At 60.3% G+C, this 7,553-nt stretch carries 5 protein-coding genes; 3 read left to right on the forward strand and 2 right to left on the reverse strand.

Going from position 1 to position 7,553, the window contains the following annotated elements; genetic code table 11:
* Positions 1–35 precede the first annotated feature (35 nt).
* Positions 36–1,613 carry a glutamine-hydrolyzing GMP synthase gene (guaA, locus tag V7787_RS25525; RefSeq protein WP_064493199.1) on the forward strand — a complete coding sequence of 526 codons (1,578 nt, stop codon included), beginning with the start codon at positions 36–38 and terminating at the stop codon, positions 1,611–1,613.
* Positions 1,614–1,706: 93 nt separating this feature from the next.
* Here the strand turns inward: guaA and V7787_RS25530 are convergent, their stop codons facing one another.
* Positions 1,707–3,587 carry an LTA synthase family protein gene (locus tag V7787_RS25530; protein ID WP_336090040.1) on the reverse strand — a complete coding sequence of 627 codons (1,881 nt, stop codon included), beginning with the start codon at positions 3,585–3,587 and terminating at the stop codon, positions 1,707–1,709.
* Between the two features lie 299 nt (positions 3,588–3,886).
* Between V7787_RS25530 and V7787_RS25535 the strand changes: the two genes are divergently transcribed.
* Positions 3,887–5,266, forward strand: a complete 1,380-nt coding sequence (locus V7787_RS25535; RefSeq protein WP_020193354.1) for a multicopper oxidase family protein — start codon at positions 3,887–3,889, stop codon at positions 5,264–5,266.
* Positions 5,266–5,745: a tRNA adenosine(34) deaminase TadA gene (gene tadA / locus V7787_RS25540; protein ID WP_012051365.1), complete on the forward strand. Its 480-nt coding sequence runs from the start codon at positions 5,266–5,268 to the stop codon at positions 5,743–5,745. Before V7787_RS25535 ends, tadA begins: the two co-directional genes overlap by 1 nt.
* A 91-nt stretch (positions 5,746–5,836) precedes the next feature.
* Here the strand turns inward: tadA and mltF are convergent, their stop codons facing one another.
* Complete coding sequence (mltF, locus tag V7787_RS25545) at positions 5,837–7,294, reverse strand: membrane-bound lytic murein transglycosylase MltF (RefSeq protein WP_064493201.1); 1,458 nt, start codon at positions 7,292–7,294, stop codon at positions 5,837–5,839.
* Positions 7,295–7,553: the final 259 nt, after the last annotated feature.

Raw genomic sequence — 7,553 nt, forward strand, 5'->3', positions numbered from 1 at the left:
GCGTCGTTTCCGATTTCCACTGACGAGATTGAGTCATGGCCCTCGACATTCACGCTCACCGCATCCTGATCCTCGATTTCGGTTCCCAGTACACCCAGCTGATCGCCCGCCGCGTGCGCGAAATCGGCGTGTACTGCGAACTGCACCCGTTCGACATGGACGATGAAGCGATCCGCGAATTCAACCCGCGCGGCATCATCCTCGCCGGCGGCCCCGAGTCGGTCCACGAAGCCAACAGCCCGCGCGCTCCGCAGGCCGTGTTTGACCTGAATGTGCCTGTGCTGGGTATCTGCTACGGCATGCAGACCATGGCCGAGCAGATGGGCGGCAAGGTAGAAGGTTCCGACCTGCGTGAGTTCGGCTATGCCCGTGTGGACGTTGTCGGCAAGAGCCGCCTGCTCGACGGCATCGAAGACCACGTTGATGACGACGGCGTGCTGGGCCTGGACGTGTGGATGAGCCACGGTGACAAGGTCACCCAGATGCCTGGCAACTTCAACATTCTGGCCAGCACCCCAAGCTGCCCGATCGCCGGCATGTACGACGACGTCCGCGGCTACTACGGCGTGCAGTTCCACCCCGAAGTGACCCACACCAAGCAAGGTGGTCGCATCCTGTCCCGCTTCGTGCGGGACATCTGCGGCTGTGAAGCCCTGTGGACGGCGTCCAACATCGTCGAAGACGCCATCGCCCAGGTGCGTGCGCAAGTCGGTTCGGCCAACGTTCTGCTGGGCCTGTCCGGCGGCGTTGACAGCTCGGTGGTTGCCGCGCTGCTGCACCGCGCCATCGGCGACCAGCTGACCTGCGTATTCGTCGACAACGGCCTGCTGCGCCTGCACGAAGGCGACCAGGTGATGGCCATGTTCAAAGAGAACATGGGCGTCAAGGTGATCCGCGCCGACGCTGAAAAGCAGTTCCTCGACAACCTGGAAGGCGAAGCGGACCCTGAGAAGAAGCGCAAGATCATCGGCCGCACCTTCATCGACGTGTTCGATGCCGAAGCCAGCAAGCTGGAGAACATCCAGTTCCTCGCCCAGGGCACCATCTACCCGGACGTGATCGAGTCGGCTGGCGCCAAGAGCGGCAAGGCCCACGTGATCAAGTCGCACCACAACGTTGGTGGCCTGCCGGAGGAGATGAACCTCAAGCTGGTCGAGCCGCTGCGTGAACTGTTCAAGGACGAAGTGCGCAAGATCGGCCTGGAACTGGGCCTGCCGTACGACATGGTCTACCGCCACCCGTTCCCGGGCCCGGGCCTGGGCGTGCGTATCCTCGGTGAAGTGAAGAAGGAATACGCCGACATCCTGCGTCGCGCCGACCACATCTTCATCGAAGAGCTGCGCAAGGCCGACTGGTACCACAAGACCAGCCAGGCGTTCGTGGTGTTCCAGCCGGTCAAGTCGGTCGGCGTCGTCGGCGACGGCCGTCGCTACGCCTGGGTCGTGGCCCTGCGTGCCGTCGAGACCGTGGACTTCATGACCGCGCGTTGGGCACACCTGCCGTACGAGCTGCTGGAAACTGTCAGCGGTCGTATCATCAACGAAATCGACGGTATCTCGCGCGTTACCTACGACGTGTCGAGCAAGCCGCCTGCCACTATCGAGTGGGAGTGATCGGGTAGCCAGCCCAGGCTGGCACCCGCAGGACGGATACACCAGAAAGCCCGCATGATTGCGGGCTTTCTGGTTCTTGTTCGTTCAGATTGCTTATTCTTCTGGCTTTCTGGCAAATAGCGCTTTCTGGTAGGCGTTATAGGAAAGCAGCCTGCTCCTCACTGCGATGAACTCGTCACCCTCCACGCGTTGCGGGTGCTTTTCCTGCGGGTCATCCTCAAGGTTGTATTTGGTCAGGGTGTCCGAACTGAATTCGTATATGTATTTGTACGGGTGCTCCACCAAGGCTGACGCCAGTTGGTCAAAGAACGTGGACATGAAGAATGTGCGTTTCCCCTGTTCCCTCAACAAGCTGATGCCTTGTACAGAGAGGGGGGATTCGGTCACATCAAAAAAATCGGCAACCGTGGGCGCAATATCGATCTGGTGACTGGTGGTTGAGGCGGGTTTGGGCAGTGACTTTCCATTACTCCAGAAAATCAGGGGTACGCTCACTTCTTCTTCGTGCATGGACGCGTTGTGAATGAACAGACCGTGCTCACCAAATGACTCACCGTGGTCACCCACGAGCACGAATAATGTCGAGTCTAGAAGGCCTTGCTTGTCGAAGGATGTCAGCATTTCACCCAGCACGCTGTCTGTCTTGGCTATGCATTCTTCATACTTTTCCAGCTCGCTCTGTAATGGGGGCCCTTGGCTGCATTGGTAGGGGTAGTGGGCTGCGCTTGGGAAATAGAGCGCGATGAAACCCTTGCCATTCTTTTTGATGTTTTCCAGGTAAGCGATGCTGGACGAAAACAGCTGTTCATCACTTTCACCGAAGCTGCTGGCGTTTTGTGAGCGGTTCTCGGCGGGGATGAGCTCCGAAACTGCGTAAGCATTCGACACACCGATGGATTTCAGGAAGCCCTCCATGTTTTCGAACTGCAGGTACAGCGAGCTGAAGGCGACGGCTTCCATGTTTTTCCTGTTCTTCAGCTCATGGATGACACTGGGTTGCAGCAGGTACATGGCTTCTTTGATTTCAATATCAGGGTAGGCATGCAGCCCCGTCAGGATCGCGTGGTAGCCTTTGGACGAGTGAGGCACTGAAACGTACGATTTGAAGAGCATGCCCTCCCGAGCGAGCTTATCGAAGGTGGGGTAGCGCTCGGCGGTTTTGATGTCGGGAGCAAACACGCTGTTCCAGCGCACTGACTCCAGAACGATGAAGACCAGGTTCTTGAAGTCTGGCGTGGGGTGAGATTGAAGTTTTCGGATTTCGTTGACACTGGTCAGCGGGTAGGCGGGTTGTTCGAATGGCAGCGACGGTCTATGCGGCGCTGCGGTCAAGGAAGTGGTGTTTCTGAGTGTTGTGACCAGCGGGCTGATGACAATGTTTTCGTTCAGGTGATAGCGCGCGTCTTTGGCATGGATGGAGCCGAAGAGCAGGGCGCCTATCACCAGCAGTGATGCCCAGAGGTGCTGTCTTTTCTTTACTGTGCGGGTGCGCTGTTCTTTATAAGCGATGCAGGTTGCCAGCCCAGCGAAAGACCAGGTCGCCAGGTAAGCCAGAAAAAGCACAAAGACAATGAACCTGAATGTGTGCCCGAAACCGGCAGCTTGCGTGAGAAACACCTCGGCCCCGGAGGTCAGGTTGCTTGCGTTTTGCAGGCTGTAGCTTATCAGTTGCCAGTCCAGTGGCTTCAGCCATAGCTCCCGAACACGCATGTCCACCAGCAGGAACAGCAGCAAGGCACCTGAGGCGATGCTCAACAGATAGAAGTTGAATTTGTTTCTGGTAATGGTGTTGGCGGCAATTACATAGAGGGCGACCACTAACAGCACGTCTTGAAGCAAGTACAGGGCAATGTCGAAAACACCGGTCTCCACCCATCGATGGGAGAAAAACTCGATCAGGATGATCTTCGGTGCCAGCAGCAGGCCTGCAGCGAGCAGGAGCGAGATATGCAGTAATGAATTCCTGAGCCACATGGTGTCTACCTTCGCATTCACAGAGCCGGCGTCTTGTCTGAAGCGATAGGCGGGCAAAAGGCCAGCACCTGCGCACCCCGTTTTTGACTTAAGCAGCCCACCCTGAATTCGGCAAGTCAGCCCCGGGGCGTTGGGTTGGTACCGAGGGGGGAGCGGGTTGCCACTGGCGATCGCGGCCGCTAACCGGTCGTGCGACAAGACTTCACTTAATATTTCGCAAATGCAGGTGTATCGTATTCGCCCTTCATCGCCAGCCCCTGCTGGCAGACTGATTGCGCAGAAACGAGGTACCCGCACCGATGTCCTTTACCCGTCGACAAATGCTCAAAGGCCTTACTGGTCTGGTTGTGGTAGGCCTGGGCGCCGGGGGCGCGGCGCGCTACTGGCTGGGCAAGGTCGAGGACGAGAATGCCGGGCACGACTACGAGCTGATTGCCGCCCCACTGGAAGTGGAGCTGGTGCCGGGTTTCAAGACCGAAGCCTGGGCCTTCGGCCCGTCGGCACCTGGCACCGAACTGCGGGTGCGCCAAGGCACCTGGTTGCGGGTGCGCTTCATCAATCACCTGCCGGTCGAAACCACCATCCACTGGCACGGCATCCGCCTGCCGCTGGAGATGGATGGTGTGCCATACGTTTCGCAACTGCCGGTCAAGCCTGGTGAGTACTTCGATTACAAATTCCGCGTGCCGGACGCCGGCAGCTATTGGTATCACCCCCATGTCAGCAGTTCCGAGGAGCTGGGCCGCGGTCTGGTCGGGCCGCTGATCGTCGAGGAACGTGAACCCACCGGGTTCCAGCATGAACGTACGCTGAGCCTGAAGAACTGGCATGTGGACGAGCAGGGCGCATGGCTGCCTTTCAGCATCCCGCGCGAGGCCGCGCGCAACGGCACTGCCGGGCGGTTGATCACCATCAATGGCCAGGCCGACTCGATCACCGAGCTGCCGGCCGGCCAGGTGGTGCGGGTGCGCCTGCTGAACCTGGACAATACCTGGACCTACCGCCTCAACCTCAAGGGCAACTGCGAGGCGAGAATCTATGCCCTCGATGGCAACCCAGTGACCCCGCGTGCGCTGGATGAGTACTGGCTAGGCCCGGGCATGCGTATCTGCCTGGCCATCCGCATTCCCGAGGCGGGTGAGGAAATCTCCCTGCGCGACGGTTTCGTGCGCCTGGGCACCCTGCGTTCGGTGGCCAGCAACGACGCGCCGAGTGACTGGCCGCCTGCGCTGCCGCCCAATCCGATCGCCGAGCCGGACCTGGAGAATGCCGAAAAGCTGAACTTCAATTTCGAGTGGGCGGCCAGCGTCTCTGTCACCCCTGATCCGGCCAAGCCGTCGAGCATGTGGCAGATCAACGGCCAGGCCTGGGATATTACCGACAAGACCTGCGCCGACCGCCCCATCGCCACGTTGCAGAAGGGCAAGAGCTACATCTTCGAGCTTAAGAACATGACCCAGTACCAGCACCCGATCCACTTGCATGGCATGAGCTTCAAGGTGATCGCCTCCAACCGTCACGACATCAAGGAGCCGTGGTTCACCGACACCTACTTGCTGGGCAAGAATGAGCGCGCCCAGGTAGCACTGGTGGCGGATAACCCTGGGACCTGGATGTTTCACTGCCACGTCATCGACCACATGGAAACCGGCCTGATGGCCGCGATCGCGGTGGTCTGATGCGCCCGCAGATCATTGATCGCAGTCGCGATCAGGAATTCATGCGCCTGGCGCTGGCCTTGGCCGCCGAAGGCGCGGCGTTGGGCGAGGTGCCAGTGGGGGCGGTGCTGGTGCAGCATGGGCAGGTGATCGGCCAGGGTTTCAACCGGCCGATCATCGACAGTGACCCCAGCGCGCATGCCGAGATGGTGGCGATCAGGGCGGCAGCCAGGTCGGCCAGCAACTACCGGCTACCCGGCAGCACCCTGTATGTGACCCTGGAACCGTGCAGCATGTGTGCGGGGCTAATCGTGCATTCGCGGGTGATGCGCGTGGTGTTTGGCGCGCTGGAGCCCAAGGCCGGGATCGTGCAGAGCCAGGGGCAGTTCTTTGGCCAAGGCTTTCTCAACCACCGGGTGATGGTGGAGGGCGGGGTGCTGGCGCAAGAGTGCGGGCAGATCCTCAGCGACTTCTTCAAGGCCCGCCGGGCCAAGGCTTGAGCTGCACCGGCCTCTTCGCGGGCAAGCCCGCTCCTACAGGTTCTGCGCAAATCTTGTAGGCGCGGGTTTGCCCGCGAAGAGGCCTGCTGGCTTACATCGGCGACGACTTATCCGCTGGCTTGTCCTTGTTGACCCCTGGCACATGCAGGTTGCCCTCGGCCACCTGGCCTTCGAGCTGCGGCTGGGTCACCCAGGTGAGAATGTCGTAGTAACGGCGGATGTTGGCCACGAAATGCACCGGTTCGCCCCCACGGGCATAGCCGTACTTGGTCTGCCGGTACCACTGCTTCTGAGCCAGCCGCGGCAGCATCTTCTTCACGTCCAGCCACTTGTTCGGGTTGAGCTTCTCGCGCTTGGCCAGGGTGCGGGCGTCTTCCAGGTGGCCGCCACCGACATTGTAGGCAGCAAGGGCGAACCAGGTGCGGTCCGGCTCCTTGATGCTGTCGTCAAGCTCTTCCTTGATCTTCATGAAGTACTTGGCGCCGCCCTGGATGCTCTGCCTCGGGTCCAGTCGGTTCGACACGCCCATGGCCTGGGCGGTGCGCTGGGTCAGCATCATCAGGCCGCGCACGCCGGTCTTGGAGGTGACTTCCGGCTGCCACATCGATTCCTGGTAGCCGATGGCTGCCAGCAGGCGCCAGTCGACCTGCTCGACCTTGGCGTAGCTCTTGAAGTGCTTCTCGTACTTGGGTAGGCGCTGTTGCAGGTGCTGGGCGAAGGTGTAGGCGCCGACGTAGCCAAGTACGTCGACATGGCCGTAGTAGCGGTCCTTCAAGCGCTGAAGGGTGCCGTTTTTCTGTGCCTTGTCGAGATACTCGTTGATTTCGTTGAGCAGGCTGTTGTCTTCGCCTGCGGCCACTGCCCAGCGCTGGTCGCGGGTTTCGCCCAAATCGAAGGCGACCCGCACGTTGGGGAAATACACCTGGTTCATCGCCAGTTCGTTGGAGTCCACCAGGGTCAAGTCGATCTGACCTTCGTCCACCATGCGCAGCAGGTCGACCACTTCGACGGCGTCGGATTCCTCGTATTGCAAGGCCGGGTACTGCTTTTTCAGCTCGGCCAGCTGGTCAGCATGGCTGCTGCCCTTGAGCACCATGATCTTCTTGCCGACCAAACCCTTGGCGCCGGTGGGGCGCGGGCGGCCGTTGCGGTAGATGACCTGCGGGGTCACCTCCAGATAGGGATGGGAGTATCTCACCTGGGTTTTGCGCCGCTCACTGCTGACCAGGCCGGCGGCAGCCAGTACCGGGCCGGAGGGCTTGCCGAGGGCGTCGTACAGCTCGTCCAGGTTATCGGCGGTCTCGATCTGCAGCTTTACGCCGAGATCGTCGGCGAAATGCTGGACCAGTTCGTACTCAAAGCCAGTTTCGCCGTTACGGTCCTGGAAGTAGGTTGCCGGGCTGTTGCGTGTGATCACGCGCAGCACGCCATCCTCCTTCACGCGCTCGAGGGTGCTGGGTTTTTCAACGCAGGCACCTAGCAGCAGAAAGAGTCCGGTTGCGAGAAGCCATTTGGCGCAACGCTGGCGCAAATCAGTGTGGGCGAACATAGGTTGCAGTATACGCAAAGGACTGGTCCAACCATATCTCGACAACTGTTAGCTTGTCTGGTAGCGGGTTGTGTGGTTGGGGGAGGGGGGATTGCATCAGGGCTGCCAGGTGGCCGGCTTGAGATATTCAGCGCCTGTGAGATCGAGCGCCGCCCGCGCGGCGCTTCGCGGGTAAACCCGCTCCTACGTTTGTTTCGGGCCAGTCCATCCTGTGCCTGGCGCGCGCGACCGCCTTGTTGGTACGACGCGATATCGAGAT

The sequence above is a fragment of the Pseudomonas sp. CGJS7 genome, assembly GCF_036961695.1.

Bases quoted from the DNA above. Each gene is read 5' to 3' on its own strand.
- guaA (WP_064493199.1), top strand. From the start codon at position 36: ATGGCCCTCGACATTCACGCTCACCGCATCCTGATCCTCGATTTCGGT.
- V7787_RS25530 (WP_336090040.1), bottom strand. From the start codon at position 3,587: ATGTGGCTCAGGAATTCATTACTGCATATCTCGCTCCTGCTCGCTGCA.
- V7787_RS25535 (WP_020193354.1), top strand. From the start codon at position 3,887: ATGTCCTTTACCCGTCGACAAATGCTCAAAGGCCTTACTGGTCTGGTT.
- tadA (WP_012051365.1), top strand. From the start codon at position 5,266: ATGCGCCCGCAGATCATTGATCGCAGTCGCGATCAGGAATTCATGCGC.
- mltF (WP_064493201.1), bottom strand. From the start codon at position 7,294: ATGTTCGCCCACACTGATTTGCGCCAGCGTTGCGCCAAATGGCTTCTC.